The following is an 18,977-nucleotide window of genomic DNA, read 5'->3' as shown; positions in this document are numbered from 1 at the left end:
AAAAACAAAAAAGATAAGTCAATCGACTTATCTTTTTATCATGGCCATTAAAGACTTTTAAGTTTTTCTTTAAAAGTTAACGTATTGTTTTCATAATTATTAATCTTAAGATTTAAGTAAGCAAGCATATTTTGTAATTCTTCAATTTTACCGACTAACGACTGTCGTTGTTCGATCAACAACTCTTTTCTTTGATCAGTTGTCTCACTTCCTTGTTGATATAAGGTCACGTATTGAATTAAGTTCTCAATTGATAAGCCTGTATTTTTCATGCACTTAATGAAGTTAATCCATTTACAATCTAGTTCTGTATACTCACGATTTCCACGACTATTTCGTTTGATGGGAGGCAACAACCCGATTTTTTCATAGTATCGTAAAGTATCCGCTGAGATGTTACATTTCACACTCACTTCGGTAATGGTCATCCTATTTCTCCCCCTATCTGTCATCTTGGTTTTATTATATCATTTGAAGTTCACTCTAACACAAGTCCTCGATTTAAAATAAATGCGTGATTTTTCACTTCATCAGAAGAGAAATTTTAGATGCTAGATAAGTTTTACTCTTCACTTAACGCTCGAACAATTCTTCCTCGGATTTTTCCTTCTTCACGAATTTGATTAACTTTAAAAATGACGCAATCGCCCTCCTCAACCTCAAAATATTTGGGATTAGAAGAAATTCCCTCTAACTTAAATCCAATCGATGTAAAGATCATGAACTCTTCTTCATTGGTTTGAATATTGACCTTTGAAATGATGCGACGAACAACGCCATAAACGAACATCCCTACTTTAAGCTCGTCTTGGGTTAATCCTGTATGCTCAATAAATCTTGGATTCGCATGAACAATAATTTTTTTATCTTTATGCGCATGAATTTTAACAGAGAGTGTTTCTTGTTCTTGATACACATCCTTGACTCGACTTAAACCTAAAGAAAACAACGTATTTGGTAAAAAGACATCAAGGCCTTGTAGTTTAATATAGGCTCCTTTTTTCATTAATTTTGTAATCACACCGTCATACGTTGGAAGCAAATAGCCAGACGTGTGATTCAAGTGTTCTTCTTTTAAGTTTAAAGCGGCTAACTGTTGGCTTTTTAAATGCGTCACTGATTTTACATGAATGATAGATCCTTGAACTGATTTTAATTGAACATGAAGTTTATCGTGCACTTGAAGTGGGCCGGCACCTTCTTCACCCACGTAATCTGATTTTAAAAGAAAGACTTCTTCTTGATCCACCTCTAAAATATAACCAAGGGTGCCGATTTCTTTTAAATAAGCTAATTTAATCATATCGGGATGGCGTTGCCAGTGATGAATAAACGATTGGCGGTTTTCATCATCTTTTTGTTTTTTTGAACCTAGCAACCGTCCAGCTACTTCTGTCACTTTAACAGTCACTGTTTTTCCAATCCAGGTTAGCTCAGATCCTTGATAACCGCACGCATTAAGATCCGAACAAGGAAGAAGAACTTGTTGATCCTTTCCGATGAGAAGATATACTTTCTCACCGCTTTTTTGGTCATATCGTAAAAGTTTAATTTGACCGGTAAAATCATCGGTTCTTTTTAAAAATGAAGAAAGAGAATCAATGGAATAACGTCCTTTTCCTGTTTTTCTTTGAATCAGGATTAAAATTTTTCCTCTTGCTCGTCCATCAGAATGAAGTTGATTAATCTTAACAACGACTTCATCCCCCACTTCTACGTTAAAATAATGCGGAAGCGGCGTTAAGATATCTAATTCATGAGCAATTCTAACAAAGACATGATTGACTTTTTCAAATCGGCCCTCTCGCTCACGTTCATCGGAATCAATTTTACTCACAACGCCATAAACTAAATCCTCTTCTTTCAAATCTTCAAACGTCATCTGTCTTAAGACTACTTTTTTCTTAACGGGTTCAACTTGAACATAATTATTTTTAATCATTTGAATTCGCACGTTAAGTTGATCGTTGTTTTTTATTAAATCACACATTCTAATCGGATCGTCACTTAAATCAAAGAGATTTAACGTGGCGATGCAATGATTGACTCTCACTTTAGCACGATTTTTTTGAACTTGAACGACCTCAGCGACATAGTCTTGATTAGGATTTTTTTTAAATTGTTCATTTAAAGCGGCTAACGCCAGCTCTTGAACTTTTGACACACTAGCGTATTGGCGATCATTTTTAAAAGGTTCATAAATGTATTCAACATGCCGACCAATCGCATTCATTGCATTTTTAATCTTAATGTGACGTTTTAAAACATACACCGTTTCAGTCTCATTTTTCACCAGTAGAACTTCTTCATCAGATTCCTCTTCCTTTGAAATGGCCATCACTTGTCCCTTATTAATTCCTAATTCCTGTAATCTCATCTTTTCATCCCCACACTTTTTAACCTGTTTATTTAATTTAACCCCTTTTATTTCACATTAACCTCACCTTTCATTCATAAAAGGAAGAAATCTATTAATGTATATGTTTCATAAAGCGTCCATATTCGTGTGTCAATATTGAGACAACCTCGGGCAACTCATGAATCATCCGACTTTTTGGCAACTAAAAAGGTAGAAGCTAATGCGTTCTACCTTTTGTAATTATTGAAATGTTACAGGTATATTAATTCGTTCTTGCTGTACTTCGTTAATGATGCATTATTTCATGATTTTTTGAAATCTAAAAAAGTCCTCTTTAAACCCATTTTCATCTTTTTTTAACTTTGGATTTGGATGATATTTATTAAAAAACTCGACAATTTTAAATCCACATTTATTCACATAAAAATTAATGTTTCTTTTTTCAAAATAAGGTGTGACTAGTTCCCAGACTTTCGTTTCTGGATATTTTTCTTCTATTCCTTTCCAAATCGTATAACCGATTCCTTGACTGTGACAGTTCGGATAAACATATAACAACTCAACCGAATTATGGTGAGTGTCATCATCTATTTCTAAAACAACGCCACCTACTTTCTTTTGATCGACATAGACATAATAAACTTGTGCCTTCGGTTTATCTAAAGACTCATTAATTTCTTCATCAGTGATGACCTCATCTTCAAGTTCTCCGAACTCTTCTTTCACAGCAATCGAAAAAATATCTTTCACATCTTTTCTAAATACCTCATATTCTGCTTCTTTAACGACTTCAAAATGAACGTTCATTGTAGCTCTCCTTTTCATTTACTTTATAATGTCTGACAGTTGTTAGACAAAACTCTGTAATCAGTATAAAGTGTCCTATCAGGGTAGAGTCAAGGAGTTTTTATTCAAATTAACATCAATATATCAATTAAGACGTTGGACTAACCTATCTTTTTTTCAAAGATGATCTGATAACAATATGAAAAATATTCACCTGAATGATCGGTGGGTGGAATGACTACTTGGTTTAACCGACACCCATTGTTAGCTTCTTCATGAATAATCGTTTTACATTCTTCAAAATGATCACCTTTTCTCACTTTAAATCCCTGCTTTAGCGGTACCTCTATAAACACTAATAGTCCCCCTTAATAAAATCATAATCCTCTATTCCTATCCTTTATATTATCCCTACTTACACGTTTTCTTGAAAAATCATAGATACCAAAATATTTGCATTCATGTAAGAATATTGACAAAGTACAGACAACCTTAGATTTTTTTAAAAAAATCTCGCATCATAATAATGAGGTGATTGCAATGGATTTTTGGACGGCCTGGGTTCTTTATGGCATTTGGAATTTTGCTGAGTGGATTTACTACTTTGTTCACGCATTTTGTAATTAATATACAAAATACTCTTCCTCAAAAAGATAAGACCCCCCACACCGCACTTTGTGTCGTGTGGGGGGTCTTACTACCTTTGATGATTTAAAGCGTTTGAACGACTCGTTTATCATGAAGCCGTTTAAACACTAAGGGATTACAAATAACCTATTGAAAAATGTTTCGTTTTTTCAACCCCAAAACTGAAACTGTTGTTTTATTCTTGCTCTCTTTTTTTATTTTCAATAATCTGAAATATAGAAAAAAATATTCCTATAATCCCTGCTATTGCTCCTAAGTTCAATAAAGATATAGAATTTTCATAATTAGAAATCGAGAAATTAAAAGGACTCAAATATTTTATCTCTATCCCATAAACATCACATAACCACAATAATTCATTCATCCATAAAACTTGAATGTTACTTGCTACAAAAAGAATACAAAAACACACTAACGAGATAATATTTCTCTTCATCATTGATTTGTCCATACTAACCTTCCATTTTTAATATATTTTAAATAACCATTAGTCAACTTGGTTTGCTAAAGCTGTACCTGCATTAATAATGGATTCTAGAATAGAATTCTTAATATATTTAATTATTAATATAATTTTTAAAAATATTACCGAAGTCTTTTTGAATATAAAGGTCACGTGATTGTTTCATCCAGTTAAATGAGTACTCATTCACTTTAATAAAATATTCTAGTACATTCCCACTTTCTTGGCGTTGTGATCCACAAGCAGTTGCAGCAATGCTCAATGAAGTTTCTGACTTTTCTAGTAACAGACGATTTTCTTCAATAACATGAGAAATTTTAATGAGAGCCTTATAAATATCTTTTAACTGTTCTAATTGATGACGAGTCACATCGATTGAAAAAGCTTGTTCATCCATTCTAAATTTTAATTCACAATCAAGGTCTACTGTACCTGCTGTTTCAATCGTAACATCACTGATTTTGTGTTTATAGTAATCATATCGCTTAATCAGACGTTTACTGCTCACAGCGGATGTCCCATCGACATGAATGAATGCTAAGTTCGTAAAACAATATTCATCCGTTTTAGATTTAATGAGAAAGAAAATTTTCTCTTCGTCTTCATGCATAATATAGTCATCTGCGATTACTTTATCGTAATCCTCTGGACTAATAATTTTCCCAATATCACTAATTCCTAAAGCATCAGCTGCAAACTTTTTTAACATTTTATTCTCTCCTTTACTAAATAATAAGAAAATTATAGCATAATTCTTTTTATGATTGGATAAAAGATCCAAAATAGAGTGATATAATTAGTTAGACTAAAGTCAACATTTAAATTTTTCCATTAGCAAAATAACAACGAACCCACTGGCCTCCACTTTGAACAGACAATAGTATGTCGGGCACTTTGAGGATGGACGGTTCATGTTAGTTTGCGTATTAAAAATCCAATAAGAAATGGCGAATGATGTGATAAATCTGATTTACCTATCCGTTTTCTGTTGTTAATTTTGAGTATTGAAGTTTAGTCATGCCTGGTAGCGCGAGATCATTGATTATTGAAATTGATGTTTTATATCCTGTTTGCAAAAAGATGAGTTTAATCAATTTTTACCCCTGTTAAATCAAGAATATGAGATGCCTTCTAGATAATCCCCTTCAGTCATACAATTAATATCATTCTCTATCATAAAGTTCTTACTCGTCACTAATTTATAAATGATAGCATAGCTCGCACCTATTGAAAGTTCTATTTAATTCATTTTTCAAAGCATTCTATAAATTCACCAATTACAAATTAAAACATATAATATATTGAGCACAAGATGCTAGATGTTAGATGAGGTGGTAAATATGTTTGGTTGTTCAAATAATAATTTTGCTTTTATTTTAGTATTATTTATTCTTTTAGTTATTATTGGTTGTGTCTGCGGACGATAATAAAGATTTCGAAACGTTTTTAAATAAACGTCTTTAATAAAAAGGAAATAGGTACGCCTATTTCCTTTTCTATTTCACAAAAAATGTCTAATTAATGATCTATTTGATCAAATAACTAATTAAAAACATCTCCAAAGTCCGTAGTTCTAGATGAATACATCCCACCTTCAGTCATGGTGATAGACAAGGATTGAGTATTTATTAATCCATCAGGCGAATGATGTCACTCTTTTCTGACATGATTCGCCTATCCATTTACTGTTATTGATGGTGGATTATGAAGTTTAAGTTCTTCATGGTAGCGGGATCTCCTGATTAATAAAGGCACTGTTTTAAAAAAAGTGTTGATATTTAACACAAAATTTGCATAACTAATTATCAAAATATCCTCTATAATTTAATTGTTATTTTTTGGTATAAATTGTATAATGGAATTAAATTATGACTCAATAGGAGGGATTTATGAAAAAGAAAACGATTGTTATAACTTTATTTCCTGCCATTTATACAATGATCATAATATTCTTAACAATTCTTTCTTCCACTTCTCTCAATGCCACTGGAGCATTAGATTTTGTTAAAGGGATTATGGTTATTTCATTGGTAGTGTTATTTCCTTTGTTGATTCTGATACAAGCCATCGTAAGTGCTTTAAATCGTATCAATATATTCGTATCATTAGGGGTTTCTATTTTAGCAACAATGCTATTTATTATTGTTTTACATACTCACGACACACGTCATTTATTTTCTACAATGTATCATTACAGTAAGATATATTTGATGTCTGGAATTGTCGGATACGTAGTAGGTAAACTCTTTTACAAATTTAAAAAGATTAAATAACTTATTAGGGTACTTAAATAAAGTGGACAGTATATCTGTCCGCTTTATTATTTTTATTATCAACATTTACTTAAAATTGGATTGTCAACACTAAACTAAACAACTTTTTTAAGGGTATTTTGACGATATTCAACTGGGGATAAGTATCCCAGTGAAGAGTGAATCCGATGGTTATTATACCAGTTAACGTAATCGGCAAATTTATAGCCTAATTGTTCTTGTGTTTCAAACCTTTGATTGTTTACAAATTCGGTTTTAATGACTTTATAAGTCGCTTCTGCGACAGCGTTATCATAAGGACAACCCTTCATACTGAGTGATCGCTCAATGTTAAACGTATCTAAAATCTCATCAATGATTTGATTCTTAAATTCATTTCCCCGATCTGTGTGGAAGATCTTGATTTGACTTAGGTTAGTTTTGACTGTACAAAAAGCCTTCTTAACTAACTCTGCATCCTTATTGGGACCGGAACTATAACCGATAATTTCACGATTAAATAGGTCAATAAGTACACAAAGATAGTGCCAGCGATGACCGACTCTGACGTATGTTAAATCACTGACAACCACGTTTAAATAAGGCTGCTTATCAAAGTGACGATTCACGATATTTTCAACCTTATCTTGGTTAAATTTTGCTGGATGTGGCTTAAATTGAGCGACTGTATAGTTTGATACCAGGCCTTCTTGTTTCATAATACGACCAATGCGACGACGTGAGACTTGTTGCCCCATTTTGTTTAATTCGTGTTTAATTTTTCGCGTCTACTGCCCATCAAAGGAGGATACCTTTCCTTCGGAAAGGACGGGGACCCTATAGTTATTTCGGCTTCGACGAAAAATCTCAACGATATCAGCCACTAGTTGAGACTCATCTTTCTTCGCTTTAGATTCATAATAATAGGTACTACGAGACACGTTAAGGACTTCGCACATCGCTGAAACTGAATATTTGTGAGTATTGTTTTTAATCACAGTTATCTTCGTCCTAAGATCAGCGCTGCTTGCTTCGGCGTACCCCTTGCGGGTATAAAATATCATTTTCCATTTCAAGTTGTTTAATCTTCTTACGAAGTTGAATCAATTCATTTTCTTCGTCTGTTCGGTTATCTTTCTCTTTAAAAGAACCAGTAGAAGTCGATTGTTTAATCCATTTGTCGAGTACAGAGGGTGAAAGATCGTATTCGCGAACAATATCACATTTACGTTTCCCATTTAAATAAATGGATTGTCAACACTAAACTAAACAACTTTTTTAAGGGTATTTTGACGATATTCAACTGGGGATAAGTATCCCAGTGAAGAGTGAATCCGATGGTTATTATACCAGTTAACGTAATCGGCAAATTTATAGCCTAATTGTTCTTGTGTTTCAAACCTTTGATTGTTTACAAATTCGGTTTTAATGACTTTATAAGTCGCTTCTGCGACAGCGTTATCATAAGGACAACCCTTCATACTGAGTGATCGCTCAATGTTAAACGTATCTAAAATCTCATCAATGATTTGATTCTTAAATTCATTTCCCCGATCTGTGTGGAAGATCTTGATTTGACTTAGGTTAGTTTTGACTGTACAAAAAGCCTTCTTAACTAATTCTGCATCCTTATTAGGACCCGAACTATAACCGATAATTTCACGATTAAATAGGTCAATAAGTACACAAAGATAGTGCCAGCGATGACCGACTCTGACGTATGTTAAATCACTGACAACCACGTTTAAATAAGGCTGCTTATCAAAGTGACGATCCACGATGTTTTCGATCCTAGCTTCGTTACATTTTGCTGAATGCGGCTTAAATTGAGCGACCGTATAGTTTGATACTAGACCAACTTGTTTCATGATACGACCGATGCGACGACGAGAAACTTGTTGTCCCATTTTGTTTAATTCGTGTTTAATTTTTCGCGTTCCGTAGTTATTTCGGCTTCGACGAAAAATCTCAACGATATCCGCCACTAGTTGAGACTCATCTTTGTTCGCTTTAGATTCATAATAATAGGTACTACGAGACACCTGAAGGACTTTGCACATCGCTGAAACAGAATATTTGTGAGTGTTGTTTTTAATCACATTTATTTTCGTCCTAAGATCAGCGCGGCTTGCTTTAAAATATCATTTTCCATTTCAAGTTGTTTAATCTTCTTACGAAGTTGAATCAATTCATTTTCTTCGTCTGTTCGGTTGTCTTTCTCTTTAAAAGAACCGGTAGAAGTCGATTGTTTAATCCATTTGTCGAGTACAGAGGGTGAAAGATCGTATTCGCGAACAATATCACATTTACGTTTCCCATTTAAATAAAGCTGGACTAATTGAGTTTTAAATTCATCTGTATAAGTACGGCGAGGTCTACGAGTTTTCGTTTGGGTCATGTTAAAGCTCCTTTAGATTAATATAATTTATCATTTTACATGACCTTAAAAAAACTGTCTAATTAATTGTAACCTATCCAAGGATACATATGTAACTAGTACCACTATTAGAAATAGATTCATTGAGTTAACCTAAAATAAGGAACTTTACTTCAAATTAATGAAACCATTTTATAATTGGAAAATAATCGAATATTTCGTATAATATAATTAAGTTCGCAATTGTTATATATTGAGAATAAAATTATTCTAAACAACATTTTTGGGAGGATAAAATGGAAATTAAATTTGAGGTTACAAAAGAAGATTATATTAAATTTAACCTGTACCATACCGAAAATTCACCTTCTCAGAAGAAGAATTTAAACTTATTAAGATACGTAATACCTGTATTATTTTCTTTACCTATATACTTCATAGGTACTAATTTATTTAATCAACCAAGTATTTACTGGACTATTATAGCCATATTATTTTTACTAATATGGATGATTACTTATCCAAAGCAGTATAGATACTTAATACAAAAAGAAACTGAAAAATTAATAAATGAAGGTGATAACTCAGAAATCTTTGGAAAAAAGAAGATGATCATAGATAATGAAACTATAACTGTATATAATAAATCTTCTTCTGAAACCATGCAAATAAATACTATAAAAGATGTAAAAATTTATGATGATATAATTGCTATTTATACAAGTGCAATTACTGCACATATTGTTCCAATTAGATATTTAGATAAGGATTTAAAAGATAATTTTATAAAAAAAGTGAGTAATGTATAGTCTAATATACAATATTAATATAGTACGAACAATTTATAGTAAGTTATAGAAGCAACCACATCTTAGGATTCAATATATTGAAAAGTCTAAGGCGTGGTTGTTTTTATATCATATTTATCACGAAGAGGGCTAACATAGCCTATTATTTTTAATACTAGGTCATGAAGTTTAAGTTCTTCATGGAAGCGGGATGATCTTGATCAATAAAAAGTAAATATTTTTAAATCAATTGAATAAAAACTAATCCCTGTTAAGACATGATATTTAACAACTTTCCACCCCAATCCGTTGCTTCGCAACCGTTTGGATTGGAAGTACCTCTCTACTATGATGATTTCTAAGTATTAACATCCCGCTACTAAGAACGTTCTATATTAAATAAGGCTCTGTTTTAGATAAGTGTTGAGAAGTAAAGTAAAAAAGAGAGGAAATTGGATTTAGTAATATTCCCTCTCTTTTTTGTGTTATTCAATATTAAAATAGCTGCAATAATTAAGCAGATTATCCCTATTTAATAAACCATTAGATTCCAAAATGAATGATATACTTATTTTCTTGTTTTGCTTGATTAGCTAAAGAAATTAAATCATTATATTCTGATTGATGTTGTGAGGACAAAATTTGCATGAACAATTCTAGTGACTGAGGAGGTATCAATGTAGTACCACAGTATGCAAGACCTTTACCTGGAACTTGAAGTGTATGCCAATAGCAAGGTACATTTTCTAAATCCGTTAAAATATCTTCAATCAAATCATCGTGAAGCTGAATGCAGTGGTATTTCTCAGGTTCATATACATCGAATCGTTCGTTATTCATAGGCTCATTTTGCATAATTCCAAAGTCATGTTTTGCCACATTATCACCTCTTTAAAATTAGATGTAACTTCTAATATAATTGTATCACATTTTTAAAAACATCTTCTTTTCACAGAAATAATTAATATCAACACTTCTCTAAAATACAGCGTTAAATAAAAAAACTAAGCAGCCACCCCACCGCCCCAATATCGGCACGATATGGGGAGAAAAAGGGATGGATGCTTAGTGATCATTGAAAATTAATTAGATATTCGCTAAGGACGAAAATCATACGATTTGAGTCTTAGCATCCGATGAGAAAAGGCGAATGATGTGCATCTTTTCTGACATGATTCGCCTATCCGTTTAGTGTTGCTTTTTTATGAAAAAAGGAAATTTAAATGTTGCTTATAGCGGGATATTACTGGTTATTTCAACTGATCTTTTATATACCGGTTCAAAAAATAAGGATACCCACACCGCACTTGTGTCGTGTGGGTTTGGTTATTGTCGGTAATTCATTATTATTAATATCTTTCAATTCTTTTCATATTCGTTTAAAACTTTGGATGACTCGATTTAAAAAAGTATCTACTAAATATTGAGGCCACTGAAAAAGGAGCTTATTATTTATAAAATAATAGGCTCCTTTTTCTTTATTCTCTATCATATCCATTTTTTGTATGAGACCCAATAAACCTATCTGAAAGATCGCTTGTTTTTCTGTCACTAACTTCACTATTCTCTTCGTATTAACGACAAAAGCTGTTAAATAGGCTTGGATTTTCATGCCGAAAAGTCTCGCGAATTTACATGTTTGAAATCCGTGAGACTGTTTTAACTCGGCATTTTTGGCCTCAATTTTATAACGTTGTTTTTTCTTCTCTTTAAATTCTTCTGTCTTCTGATCATCCATTGCCTTTTGATGGATGTCTGATTTAAGGGTCATGGAATAAGTTTTAGATTTTGCCCCTGGTCGATAACATCCATCTCTTAAAGGACAATGCTTACATTTTTCTATCTCAAAGTAATAAGTTAAACTTTGATTTGTTTTTTGATTTTTCTTTCCCGTACGGGCTTTTCTGACACTTAAATGTCCAGCTGGACATCTCATTTGTCCCGCATCTTTATTATATTCAAATCCTTCAACTTCTCGTTTTCCACCATTTAAGACCATTGGATTTAACGGCGTTACAGCCGTTATATTTTCTTGCTCCATGTACTCTAAGTTCTCTTTACTTGAATAGGCGCCATCCGCTAAGACTTCTTTCACTTCTATTCCGTTCTTTTTTGATTTTTCAACCAATGTTTTCAAATACTTTCCATCACTGACTTCACCCGTGGTCACTTCAATCGCTGTCATGAGACGCTCCTCCGTGATGGCTAGATGTGTCTTATATCCGGCAAACGCCTCAGTTTTAGATTTATAACTCATTTTAGCTTCTGGATCTGAGACAGAAAGAATGGCTTGGTAGGTTCCATTTTTTAGGATGTCTGACGCTTTTTCTCTCGCTTCTTGAATCTGTCTATTTTTATCTTGATAGCGATGAGAAAACTCTATTAATTCTTGAGTATAAATGACCTCTTCTTCAAGTGAAGCAGTGGAATGAAGCTTTGGAGGAACATGATCCTTCACCTCAGGAACGTAACGATAAAGTTGTTTTCTGATATTTTTAGAAACCTCTCTTAAATTCTCAATGGGAGTTTTAACTTTATACCGACTTCGTGTATGTGTGGCATCCATGATCAGTGTCTTTGATGGAATTAAGTTCTTTTGAATCGCTTGGTTAATCACTTCACCTAATAAATCCTCTAAGATGTCCTCCTGATTTAATCTCAGTTTTCTGAACTTAGTTAAGGAAGACGGATGCATGAGTGGATCTTCGGGGTCTAAATTCAAAAAGTATTTATAAGCCATATTGACTTGAGCCTCTTGAATGACACGCTCATCCGACAGATTGTAAAGCATTTTAAGGAATAATAACTTAAACATGACTTCAGGAGAATAGGCAGGTCTTCCGTAATCAATCGAATAGTTCACGCCAAGTAGTGGAGTTACAAACGAAAAATCAATGTGTTCATGGATTAAACGTAACGGGTGATTTTTTGGAATAATTTTATCGTATAAGGATGTCCTTGAGAAAGATTTAAGGATAATTGTTCAAAGTCTTTAATCATGATGAGCCTCCAAAAATGTCATTAGTCAAGTCATTATATCACAAATGATAAAAAAACACTGAAACCCTTCAGGCTTCAGTGTTTTCCTTTTTTTGTGAGTTGTTTTTCAGTGCCCTCCTAAATATTTAGTCAATTGTTTACATCGGTTGAAATAATTAGAATATTTTAAAGAGGATAACTGCATGGTGTAAATAGTATTAATTATAAAAATTTACTATAATTAATATACTTTAATATAGTATAATGTAAATAAATGGTAAATTAAAGGGGGATGAAGATGAAAAGTAATAAAGAGTTAATCATTTCAATTATTATTCTTGCATGTACAATCGTGATTGGCTCGTCCATTATCGCTACAAAGGTATCAACTGCGATTAATATGACTTCAATCGATTCAAAAGAAAATAGTCAAGCGTTAGGTATAAATGAAGCAGCAGATTATCTTCATTTATCAGAAGAACAAGTCATTAAAATGATGAATATTGAAAAAACAGATTTAGAAGAGGATGGGATTTTTTCAGGAATGATGCTTCCCTATTTTACAGTTGATAGTCAATACTACTTTTCTAAAGCAGCATTAGATAATTGGTTAGAAGAAGTGGCGAATGAGCATACAGAATATAATACGGCTGAGGGATGGATGAGATAAAAAATAATAATCCAAAGTTTATTAAAGTCATTTGGGAATAAGGAATTATTCTTAACTGACTTTTTTAATTATAAGCTCTGTTTTAAAATAGTATTGATATAAATAAAAAACGTAAGATCTTTGCCCACAAAGTACCCCAATTCCCTTGTTCTTGAAATTCAATCAATCAGTTGAAAATTAATATTCGTATAGACTTGACTATTATTTCTTGCTACAATCTTTTTATGATGATATTTTACATTAAATTAAAAGGCTGTGTTTTAAAATAATGTTGATATATCTACCTAACTAAATAAACCGACAGCTCATAAATAATAAAAAAGAGAAGTTATCTAAGTTAAAATAACTTCTCTTTTTATTTGATTATATTTTATTTCACTTTTACCCCTTTTTCCAAAAGAAATGCTTCAAATGCTTCAGGTGTTCCTTTTGAAAATCCAGACTTTTTAACAGGAACTGTCACCACTTTTTCATAAAAAATTATCATAAAATGAGCTGTCTTTTTAACGTAAGCACGTAATATAAACATGTCTATTTTGACCTCCAACTTTGGGCTATACTGTAGCTATCAAAGAAAAGGAGGTCAATTTTCTATGAAAGAAAAGCCTATGATAATTCCAGTCGCATTGAGTGACTCTCATTTAAAGTCTCACTCAAAATCTGCGACTAATAAGGATATACCTACTTGTCAGTTTAAAATCAAAGATGCTGAAGTGCTGTTTTACAATGGCGTTGATAAACATATCTTACATGCTGTTTTAGCGGAGATGTCAAAGTATGCTCGTTAATTTTACAGAAGTTCAAAACATCTTCATTGTTTGCGGTCACACCGATATGCGTTGTGGAATTGATGGCTTAGCGAATTTAGTTTCAGATAAATATAATCTAGACTTATTTGACGATGCCATCTTCTTGTTTTGTGGAAGAAAAAAAGATCGCTACAAAGCTTTATACTGGGATCATGACGGATTTATGTTATTTTATAAACGAATTGAGAACGGTCATCTACAATGGCCAAAAGATCAAGATGAGGTTAAGAAATTAACGTCCCAGGAATTACGCTGGTTATTAGAAGGTCTCTCTATTCAACAACCTAAAGCCATCAAACCAGCTAAAACTGGTGACCTATATTAATAGAAATAAGGGATTTTCGACAAAATCCCTTATTTCTATTTTCATCTGTTGTGAGATTAGGTATACTAGGGTTAAGATATAGACATTTTGAAAGTAGGCGACTTGGATGACAGAACTTGAACAACACTTAATGGAACAAAATAAGGCACTTCTAGAACAAGTTCGCCAATTAACTGAACAAATTCAGTATCTAAATAAAAAGCTATTTGGATCTTCGAGTGAAAAGACTAAAGTAGCCGAAGGCCAAATTTCATTATTTGATCCAGATGATTTTTTGAAGAGACAGAGACAACTGAAGACCAAACCGTCGAAGAAATCACGTATCGACGTAAAAAACAAAAAGGAAGAAAAGCAGAATTAATCAAAGACTTACCCATTGAAGAAGTTCATTGCCAATTACATGGGGAAGACTGCCGATGTATGAATTGTGGAAATGAAATGAAACGAATGGGGAAAAGGATCATTCGTGACGAAGTCTGTTTCGTTCCAGCCCGATTATATAAAAAGCGTTACATTGCTTATACTTATGCTTGTGATTGTCATGACGAATCTATCGAAGCTAAACCGATTCGTTGTGCCGAAACACCAAAAGCTCCGATTCAAAGAAGCTTTGCCGGAGCCAGTGTTTTAGCTGAAGTTTTTCATCATAAATACATCTTAAGTATTCCTTGTTATCGCCAGGTATCAGAATGGGCACGCTATGGATTGAGTGTGAGTGATAAAACCCTCTCTAATTGGATTATTATCGCTAGTCATGATTGGTTACGCCCCATTTATGATTTACTTAGAAAAGCGTTAGTCCAAAATAAGGTTTTACATGCGGATGAAACACCTTATCAAATCTTAAATCGAACAGATGGTAAATCAGCGACCTCTCAAGCACGGATTTGGTTATTCCGTACCATCAAAAATACCGAACATCCTGTGGCGTATTACCATGCCGATCTGACACGTGAACGTGCGGTGGCAACCACCATCTTAGAAGGATTCAAAGGATATCTTCATTGTGATGGTTATTCAGGATATAAAAATATCCCGAACATTTCATTAGTTGGGTGTTGGGCCCATGTCAGAAGAAAATTTTTCGAGATACCAGGAAACAACGGAAAAGCGAAAAAAGCAGTGGAGTACTGCGATCAAATCTTTAGCTTCGAAAAGACTATTAAAGATTTATCTCCTGAGCAACGTCAAAAGCAGCGCCAACTGATCATCAAACCTGTTGTGGAAGAATTTTTTGACTGGCTAGAATCGTTCTATGCCATGAAAGGAAAACTTCAAACAGCGGTGATGTATGCCTTAAATCAAAAGGTAGAACTTTTGCGCTTTTTAGACGATGGAAATCTTGAAGCCTCGAATAATCTAGCTGAACAAGCGATTCGCCCTATCGCGATTGGTCGTAAAAACTACCTCTTTTCAACCAGTATGAAAGGCGCGACTGCTAATGCGATGGCATACACGATCATTGAGACAGCCAAAGCAAACAGTCTAAATCCGTCTAAATATCTCACTTATCTTTTTGAAAAACTGCCAAATGTAGATTTCATACGAAATCCAGACTTGTTGGTGGGCTTTTTGCCATGGGCAAAAAACGTTCAAGAGAATTGTGGATAGCGATATAAAATAACAGCTACCAACTCTGTACCTTTAGTTTACAGGATTGGTAGCTTTTTTTGTACCCGTGTTATTATTACGTGCTTACTTTTTAACAAAGGTAATCTGATCATAGTGAACAGTTAATTTAGCACCGTTTGATGAATGAAATTCCATGTATTCATCAAACATCATTGTTGTTTTAACGATAGGGCTATGATTATGCAAAACCACTTGCTGTTGTTGAAAAATCGTTAGTTGTTTTCGAAGGGCTCGAGCTCGACTAATGAATAACCATGCTACCATAATCACCCATGCCATAATGATATACCAATACTGTGCCCACCATGACACCACACAATCGCTTACGAGTATAACACCCAAGCATAGCATCAGTAAAGAAGTTCTTCTGTATCTTTGTGTATTTACTTTATGTATTTCCTTCGTATCTTCTTGGGTTAAAGTAAACTGATTTTTAAATAAAATTTCCATTTTGTATCTCCCCTTTCAACCCCTTATGAATTCTCTATTGAATATATCCTTTTTTTACCAAGTATTCAACGAACAACTAAACTATATGTGAAAAATCAACATTCTTCTAAAACAAAGCCTTATATTTAAAAATATCCCACTACATGAAGCTAACGATCAAGCACACCCCACCCGACATATGCCATAGGCGGGTAACTAGGTGGGATGGATCGTTAGTGACTATCTAGAAATATGACATTTGATGTCCTGTTGTAGCGGGTATTTCTGGTTATTTCAATTCTCTTTTCTATTCAATTATAAGCAAAAGAAAAAAAGTGATTTTAACACAATACCTAGGCATTATTGTTTATATGCCAAAAAAAGGTTATAATATGAACTATCTAAAAGTGCGTTAGAGAGGAATGAGTGATAACCATGGAGATTTTATTTAAAAATGAAACGACATTAAATAAATTAGTTAACATCGATCTTTGCAAGGTAACACTTAACCCCTTTATTCGACCGATGCTTTTGACTGCAACGTTTGTATACTTATGCCTTGCCATATACGGCTATTTAGTTGAAGATTATATGCTCGTTATGGTTTGTTTATTTTTAGTGCCTATTATGTTAATGACTCCCATTCAAATTTATCGATCGAATGGAGCAAAAGTTTATAAACAACAAAAAGTTCTATTAGGTGATGAAGATCCCATTATTAATATAACTGTTTTTGAAGACTATCTTGAACTGAATGGGGATTTTTCTAAGGCTAATACAAACAATCTGCTAATTAATAAAAATAATCTTGATGCTAAGTTACCTCATGATCGTATTAGTTTAGTATACAAAACAAAGAATGTATTTGTATTGATTTATGAAAAAGAATTTGCTTTAGCAATTGATAAGGATAAGTTTACTACGGGGTCATCCGAAAGATTTGAAGAATTTCTTTTAACAAAAGGAATAAAAATCAAACAAAAATAATTTGAAGCATCATATAACATAATCTATAATCAGCAAAAATACGACTTGGATTAATCTTAAATCTCAAGTCGTATTTTTATTTGTGTGACCTTAAAAAAACTGTCTAATTAATTGTAACCTATCCAGTTGACAATCCAACAGATGACTTAATCAAAAAAGTTAATACTCTTTAAATCAAAATTTATTTAAATTTCGTTTTGTTAGATAAAAATGTTGTTATACTATCAATTCTTTATTTTAACTCTAATTACCTACATAGTTATTGTAATTCAAACATATTTGGAGCAATGAAAGAAATGATTTGGTCATAATCCCCATTCAGAGTAATAGTAGCAGTATGATCGTCACTCCATTCAAACGAAACCTTTGAAGCATCGAAATGAGTGTGGCTAACCACAGGCACTTCTATCCTTGTCTCATCATCAACTTCTATATAAATTATATATTTTCCATGAAAGCCGATATCCCTTGGAATAACTGAAAGTGTATATTTCTGATTAGGAGAAGAACTTTCAAAAATAACAGTTTCGTTTGTTACTTCATTATAAATAGAGCGAAAAAAACAACTCAGAATAAAAAAACAAATACTAAGTGGAACAAGACAGCTAATTAAACCAAGAAGACAGCCACATCCCATTGTTTTCGATTTTTCTTGTTCATCTATTTCATCCATAAAAATCACCTTCTTATTGTCTAACACAGCGTTAAATTTAAGTAGCTGTCTCATCGGTAGCCGAAGCTTAGATAATTTTTCGTTTCACTTTCATTCCTTTTTTTAGCAGAAACTCTTTGAAATCCTCAGATGAGCCTTTTGTAAATTCTGTCTTTTGTATGGGAAGATAAATTTGATTGGCATAAACAATCACAAAATTCTCTTTAAAGTTATAGACAGCAGTAATTTTATCATGTTTAATACTCGATTCACTTTTATCTCCGTTTATTGATGAAATACACTTATTAAATGTGAGGTAATCCTCATAAATCGTTATATTAACTTGAGGCTCACTTCCTTCAAACAGCATCAACTGACTCTTATAATTTTTGATGCCTTGAGAACGATAAATGTAAAAAGGCGTAACAAATGCAATAATGGCTCCCCCCATACAACATAAAAGTAATGTGTATTCTTGAATCATATAAGCCGTATACCCTGTATGAATGAGTCCAACCCCTGACAAAAATAATAGAATACTTATGTAGGTTTTATTTGCTGATAAGGCAGCTTCTATACAAGCTGTTTTAGTGAATGTTGTCTGATTTTTAAATAAAGCTTCCAATGATGATCCCCCTTCATTCAATTTATTTTTAAATTAATTATAACCTCTTTTTACCATTATCTCAATAAAAGGATAACAAACAATAAGGATACCCACACCGCACCTTGTGTCGTGTGGGTTTTCTTATTGTTTGCCAATCCACTTCTTTCTTAGAAAAAAGCCAACGAATTAAGAACCTTAATCTCTTAATTAACTT

22 protein-coding genes and 1 pseudogene are annotated in these 18,977 nt (G+C 32.9%); 9 read left to right on the top strand and 14 right to left on the bottom strand.

Annotated features, from left to right (window positions below; genetic code table 11):
* Positions 1-47 precede the first annotated feature (47 nt).
* The 6 genes from JRC48_RS03450 to JRC48_RS03425 all read right to left on the bottom strand — a co-directional run bounded on the left by JRC48_RS03450 (position 48) and on the right by JRC48_RS03425 (position 4,965).
* The gene (locus tag JRC48_RS03450) at positions 48-428 is read right to left on the bottom strand and encodes a MerR family transcriptional regulator (RefSeq protein WP_235070476.1); all 381 of its coding nucleotides are present in this window, start codon (positions 426-428) and stop codon (positions 48-50) included.
* A gap of 134 nt (positions 429-562) precedes the next feature.
* Entirely contained in the window at positions 563-2,377 is a 1,815-nt protein-coding gene (locus tag JRC48_RS03445) for a hypothetical protein (protein ID WP_235070475.1), read from the bottom strand.
* Positions 2,378-2,656: 279 nt separating this feature from the next.
* Positions 2,657-3,166 carry a GNAT family N-acetyltransferase gene (locus tag JRC48_RS03440; RefSeq protein WP_235070474.1) on the bottom strand — a complete coding sequence of 170 codons (510 nt, stop codon included), beginning with the start codon at positions 3,164-3,166 and terminating at the stop codon, positions 2,657-2,659.
* A 140-nt stretch (positions 3,167-3,306) separates the two neighbouring features.
* On the bottom strand, positions 3,307-3,501 hold the full coding sequence (locus JRC48_RS03435; RefSeq protein ID WP_235070473.1) for a DUF4177 domain-containing protein: 195 nt from the start codon (positions 3,499-3,501) through the stop codon (positions 3,307-3,309).
* Between the two features lie 467 nt (positions 3,502-3,968).
* Positions 3,969-4,244 carry a hypothetical protein gene (locus JRC48_RS03430; RefSeq protein WP_235070472.1) on the bottom strand — a complete coding sequence of 92 codons (276 nt, stop codon included), beginning with the start codon at positions 4,242-4,244 and terminating at the stop codon, positions 3,969-3,971.
* Positions 4,245-4,350: 106 nt separating this feature from the next.
* Positions 4,351-4,965 carry a PH domain-containing protein gene (locus JRC48_RS03425; protein ID WP_235070471.1) on the bottom strand — a complete coding sequence of 205 codons (615 nt, stop codon included), beginning with the start codon at positions 4,963-4,965 and terminating at the stop codon, positions 4,351-4,353.
* A gap of 610 nt (positions 4,966-5,575) precedes the next feature.
* On the opposite strand from JRC48_RS03425, the gene JRC48_RS12755 reads away from it, so the two are divergent.
* Positions 5,576-5,683 carry a YjcZ family sporulation protein gene (locus tag JRC48_RS12755; protein ID WP_235070440.1) on the top strand — a complete coding sequence of 36 codons (108 nt, stop codon included), beginning with the start codon at positions 5,576-5,578 and terminating at the stop codon, positions 5,681-5,683.
* Between the two features lie 462 nt (positions 5,684-6,145).
* Complete coding sequence (locus JRC48_RS03415) at positions 6,146-6,529, top strand: hypothetical protein (RefSeq protein WP_235070470.1); 384 nt, start codon at positions 6,146-6,148, stop codon at positions 6,527-6,529.
* Positions 6,530-6,624: 95 nt separating this feature from the next.
* Here JRC48_RS03415 and JRC48_RS03410 read toward each other — a convergent pair.
* Both JRC48_RS03410 and JRC48_RS03405 read right to left on the bottom strand, forming a co-directional pair.
* Positions 6,625-7,756 (bottom strand): annotated as a pseudogene (locus JRC48_RS03410) (IS3 family transposase).
* 17 nt (positions 7,757-7,773) lie between these two features.
* Positions 7,774-8,906, bottom strand: a protein-coding gene (locus tag JRC48_RS03405; RefSeq protein ID WP_235070469.1) for an IS3 family transposase whose coding sequence is annotated in 2 segments (ribosomal slippage) — positions 7,774-8,645 and positions 8,645-8,906 — 1,134 coding nt in all. Because the reading frame shifts where the segments join, the coding sequence is not laid out codon by codon here.
* Positions 8,907-9,181: 275 nt separating this feature from the next.
* Here JRC48_RS03405 and JRC48_RS03400 point away from each other — a divergent pair.
* Positions 9,182-9,694, top strand: a complete 513-nt coding sequence (locus JRC48_RS03400) for a YcxB family protein (protein ID WP_235070468.1) — start codon at positions 9,182-9,184, stop codon at positions 9,692-9,694.
* A 522-nt stretch (positions 9,695-10,216) separates the two neighbouring features.
* On the opposite strand, the gene JRC48_RS03395 is transcribed toward JRC48_RS03400, so the two are convergent.
* Both JRC48_RS03395 and JRC48_RS03390 read right to left on the bottom strand, forming a co-directional pair.
* Positions 10,217-10,552, bottom strand: a complete 336-nt coding sequence (locus tag JRC48_RS03395) for a hypothetical protein (protein ID WP_235070467.1) — start codon at positions 10,550-10,552, stop codon at positions 10,217-10,219.
* A 490-nt stretch (positions 10,553-11,042) separates the two neighbouring features.
* Positions 11,043-12,569, bottom strand: a complete 1,527-nt coding sequence (locus JRC48_RS03390) for an IS1182 family transposase (RefSeq protein WP_235070984.1) — start codon at positions 12,567-12,569, stop codon at positions 11,043-11,045.
* A gap of 381 nt (positions 12,570-12,950) precedes the next feature.
* Between JRC48_RS03390 and JRC48_RS03385 the strand changes: the two genes are divergently transcribed.
* On the top strand, positions 12,951-13,322 hold the full coding sequence (locus JRC48_RS03385; protein ID WP_235070466.1) for a helix-turn-helix domain-containing protein: 372 nt from the start codon (positions 12,951-12,953) through the stop codon (positions 13,320-13,322).
* 370 nt (positions 13,323-13,692) lie between these two features.
* Here the strand turns inward: JRC48_RS03385 and JRC48_RS03380 are convergent, their stop codons facing one another.
* Positions 13,693-13,851 carry a hypothetical protein gene (locus JRC48_RS03380; protein WP_235070465.1) on the bottom strand — a complete coding sequence of 53 codons (159 nt, stop codon included), beginning with the start codon at positions 13,849-13,851 and terminating at the stop codon, positions 13,693-13,695.
* 64 nt (positions 13,852-13,915) lie between these two features.
* Between JRC48_RS03380 and JRC48_RS03375 the strand changes: the two genes are divergently transcribed.
* From JRC48_RS03375 to JRC48_RS03360, 4 genes are all read left to right on the top strand, one after another.
* Entirely contained in the window at positions 13,916-14,110 is a 195-nt protein-coding gene (locus tag JRC48_RS03375; protein WP_235070464.1) for a hypothetical protein, read from the top strand.
* Complete coding sequence (gene tnpB / locus JRC48_RS03370; protein WP_235070463.1) at positions 14,100-14,456, top strand: IS66 family insertion sequence element accessory protein TnpB; 357 nt, start codon at positions 14,100-14,102, stop codon at positions 14,454-14,456. The genes JRC48_RS03375 and tnpB overlap by 11 nt, the downstream gene beginning before the upstream one ends.
* Before the next feature lie 106 nt (positions 14,457-14,562).
* The gene (locus JRC48_RS03365; RefSeq protein WP_235070462.1) at positions 14,563-14,817 is read left to right on the top strand and encodes a transposase; all 255 of its coding nucleotides are present in this window, start codon (positions 14,563-14,565) and stop codon (positions 14,815-14,817) included.
* Positions 14,772-16,067 (top strand): IS66 family transposase, encoded by a 1,296-nt coding sequence (locus JRC48_RS03360; protein WP_370630394.1) that lies wholly within the window; start codon positions 14,772-14,774, stop codon positions 16,065-16,067. The genes JRC48_RS03365 and JRC48_RS03360 overlap by 46 nt, the downstream gene beginning before the upstream one ends.
* A gap of 84 nt (positions 16,068-16,151) precedes the next feature.
* Here the strand turns inward: JRC48_RS03360 and JRC48_RS03355 are convergent, their stop codons facing one another.
* Positions 16,152-16,400 carry a hypothetical protein gene (locus JRC48_RS03355; protein ID WP_235070461.1) on the bottom strand — a complete coding sequence of 83 codons (249 nt, stop codon included), beginning with the start codon at positions 16,398-16,400 and terminating at the stop codon, positions 16,152-16,154.
* Between the two features lie 552 nt (positions 16,401-16,952).
* On the opposite strand from JRC48_RS03355, the gene JRC48_RS03350 reads away from it, so the two are divergent.
* Complete coding sequence (locus JRC48_RS03350) at positions 16,953-17,504, top strand: hypothetical protein (RefSeq protein WP_235070460.1); 552 nt, start codon at positions 16,953-16,955, stop codon at positions 17,502-17,504.
* A gap of 259 nt (positions 17,505-17,763) precedes the next feature.
* Here JRC48_RS03350 and JRC48_RS03345 read toward each other — a convergent pair whose 3' ends face one another.
* On the bottom strand, positions 17,764-18,177 hold the full coding sequence (locus JRC48_RS03345; protein WP_235070459.1) for a hypothetical protein: 414 nt from the start codon (positions 18,175-18,177) through the stop codon (positions 17,764-17,766).
* A 67-nt stretch (positions 18,178-18,244) separates the two neighbouring features.
* The gene (locus tag JRC48_RS03340; protein ID WP_235070458.1) at positions 18,245-18,781 is read right to left on the bottom strand and encodes a YcxB family protein; all 537 of its coding nucleotides are present in this window, start codon (positions 18,779-18,781) and stop codon (positions 18,245-18,247) included.
* Positions 18,782-18,977 lie beyond the last annotated feature (196 nt).

The organism is Turicibacter sp. TJ11, from assembly GCF_021497505.1.
GTDB lineage: Bacteria > Bacillota_I > Bacilli_A > MOL361 > Turicibacteraceae > Turicibacter.
The sequence above is the reverse complement of the archived record's forward strand: the minus strand, read 5'-3'. Positions and strand labels throughout refer to the sequence as shown.

Excerpts from the sequence above, each read along its gene's own strand:
- JRC48_RS03450 (WP_235070476.1), bottom strand. The coding sequence starts at position 428 with ATGACCATTACCGAAGTGAGTGTGAAATGTAACATCTCAGCGGATACT.
- JRC48_RS03445 (WP_235070475.1), bottom strand. The coding sequence starts at position 2,377 with ATGAGATTACAGGAATTAGGAATTAATAAGGGACAAGTGATGGCCATT.
- JRC48_RS03440 (WP_235070474.1), bottom strand. The coding sequence starts at position 3,166 with ATGAACGTTCATTTTGAAGTCGTTAAAGAAGCAGAATATGAGGTATTT.
- JRC48_RS03430 (WP_235070472.1), bottom strand. The coding sequence starts at position 4,244 with ATGGACAAATCAATGATGAAGAGAAATATTATCTCGTTAGTGTGTTTT.
- JRC48_RS03425 (WP_235070471.1), bottom strand. The coding sequence starts at position 4,965 with ATGTTAAAAAAGTTTGCAGCTGATGCTTTAGGAATTAGTGATATTGGG.
- JRC48_RS12755 (WP_235070440.1), top strand. The coding sequence starts at position 5,576 with ATGTTAGATGAGGTGGTAAATATGTTTGGTTGTTCAAATAATAATTTT.
- JRC48_RS03415 (WP_235070470.1), top strand. The coding sequence starts at position 6,146 with ATGAAAAAGAAAACGATTGTTATAACTTTATTTCCTGCCATTTATACA.
- JRC48_RS03400 (WP_235070468.1), top strand. The coding sequence starts at position 9,182 with ATGGAAATTAAATTTGAGGTTACAAAAGAAGATTATATTAAATTTAAC.
- JRC48_RS03385 (WP_235070466.1), top strand. The coding sequence starts at position 12,951 with ATGAAAAGTAATAAAGAGTTAATCATTTCAATTATTATTCTTGCATGT.
- JRC48_RS03380 (WP_235070465.1), bottom strand. The coding sequence starts at position 13,851 with ATGTTTATATTACGTGCTTACGTTAAAAAGACAGCTCATTTTATGATA.
- JRC48_RS03375 (WP_235070464.1), top strand. The coding sequence starts at position 13,916 with ATGAAAGAAAAGCCTATGATAATTCCAGTCGCATTGAGTGACTCTCAT.
- tnpB (WP_235070463.1), top strand. The coding sequence starts at position 14,100 with ATGCTCGTTAATTTTACAGAAGTTCAAAACATCTTCATTGTTTGCGGT.
- JRC48_RS03365 (WP_235070462.1), top strand. The coding sequence starts at position 14,563 with ATGACAGAACTTGAACAACACTTAATGGAACAAAATAAGGCACTTCTA.
- JRC48_RS03350 (WP_235070460.1), top strand. The coding sequence starts at position 16,953 with ATGGAGATTTTATTTAAAAATGAAACGACATTAAATAAATTAGTTAAC.
- JRC48_RS03345 (WP_235070459.1), bottom strand. The coding sequence starts at position 18,177 with ATGGATGAAATAGATGAACAAGAAAAATCGAAAACAATGGGATGTGGC.